This window comes from Streptomyces sparsus (assembly GCF_054776295.1).
On sequence record NZ_BAAHCA010001061.1, the window covers coordinates 1 to 1,524 of the forward strand.

The 1,524-nt window shown below is 73.2% G+C and carries 2 protein-coding genes; one reads left to right on the forward strand and one right to left on the reverse strand.

Annotation, left to right across the window (positions count from 1 at the left end):
* Window positions 1-983 (reverse strand): NADH:flavin oxidoreductase/NADH oxidase (locus tag ACYVE9_RS26280; protein ID WP_461030389.1); only part of this gene is annotated, 983 nt, incomplete at its 3' end.
* Window positions 984-1,082: 99 nt separating this feature from the next.
* Here ACYVE9_RS26280 and ACYVE9_RS26285 point away from each other — a divergent pair.
* The gene (locus tag ACYVE9_RS26285; protein WP_461030390.1) at window positions 1,083-1,454 is read left to right on the forward strand and encodes an ArsR/SmtB family transcription factor; all 372 of its coding nucleotides are present in this window, start codon (window positions 1,083-1,085) and stop codon (window positions 1,452-1,454) included.
* The last annotated feature ends 70 nt before the right edge of the window (window positions 1,455-1,524 follow it).

Below are 1,524 nucleotides of genomic sequence, written 5' to 3' on the forward strand. Positions count from 1 at the left end.
CCGAGCAGCACGGCGTCCGCCTCGCCCGCGGCCAGGATCTTCGCGGCCTGCTCCGGCTCGGTGATCAGGCCGACGGCGGCCGTCGGCAGGCCGGCCTCCCTCCGGACCCGGGCGGCGAACGGCACCTGGTAGCCGGGGCCGGTGGGAATGGTGACCGCGGGCGCGTTGCCGCCGGAGGAGACGTCGAGCAGGTCCACACCGCGTGCGGCCAGGTCGGCCGCGAAGCGGACCGTGTCGTCCGCCGTCCAGCCGTTCTCCTCCAGCCAGTCGGTGGCCGAGATGCGGAAGAACAGGGGCAGCTCCGCGGGCCACACCGCGCGGACCGCGTCCACCACCTCCAGCGCGAAGCGGGTGCGGCCGGTGAAGTCACCGCCGTAGGCGTCGGTGCGGTGGTTGGTGGACGGCGACAGGAACTCGCCGATCAGGTAGCCGTGCGCGCCGTGCACCTCCGCCACCTCGAACCCGGCGGCCAGCGCGCGGCGGGCCGCGTCGGCGAACTGCGCGACGATCCGCCCGATCCCGTCCACGGTCAGCTCGGCCGGTACCGGATGACCGGCGTCGAAGGGCACCGGGCTGGGTGCCAGCGGCTGCCAGCCGCCGTCCGCCGGCTCGACGGGACCGCCGCCGAGCCAGGGGCGCTCGGTGGAGGCCTTGCGGCCCGCGTGGGCGAGCTGGATGCCCGGGACCGTGCCCTGCTCGTGCAGGAAGGAGGTGATCCGGCGCAGCGCCGACGCCTGCTCGTCGTTCCAGATCCCCAGGTCCGCCGGGCTGATGCGGCCCTCCGGGCTCACCCCGGTGGCCTCCAGCAGGATCAGCCCCGCGCCGCCCGCCGCACGGGCCGCGTAGTGCGCGAAGTGCCAGTCGTTCGCGGTGCCCGTGCCCGCTCCGGTGGTCTCGGCGGAGTACTGGCACATCGGCGCCATCCACACCCGGTTGGGCAGGGTGACGGACCGAAGGGTGTACGGCTCGAACAGCGTGCTCACGTGGACTCCTCGTGGATGCGGCACCGGAAGCGGTGTTCGTACGATACTCGTCGTACTACGGTGAATGTCAAACTACGAAGGGTCTCGTACGATGGAGCCGTGAACACCCACCACGTCCCCGCCCCCGGACGCGAACTGCCGCATCCCGACCTCACGGACATCCGGCTCGAACACGTGCTGCACGCCCTCTCCGACCCCATGCGGCTGGCCGTGGTGCGCACTCTCGCCCGGTGCGGTGACGAGCCGCAGAACTGCTCGGCCCTGGAGCTGCCGGTCAGCAAGTCGACCTCCACGCACCACTTCCGGGTATTGCGGGAGAGCGGCGTGATCACCCAGGACTACCGCGGCACCGCCAAGATGAACACCCTGCGCCGCGCGGACCTCGACGCGCTGTTCCCCGGCCTGCTCGACAGCGTGCTCGCCGCCGCGGAGCGGCAGCCCGATGCCGCAGCGAGCCGCCCGGCCCCGTAGCGCCGAAGACCGTCACAGCACCGGACGTCGGCACCGGGCGTCGGCACCGGACGTCGGCCTCAGGGGCCGG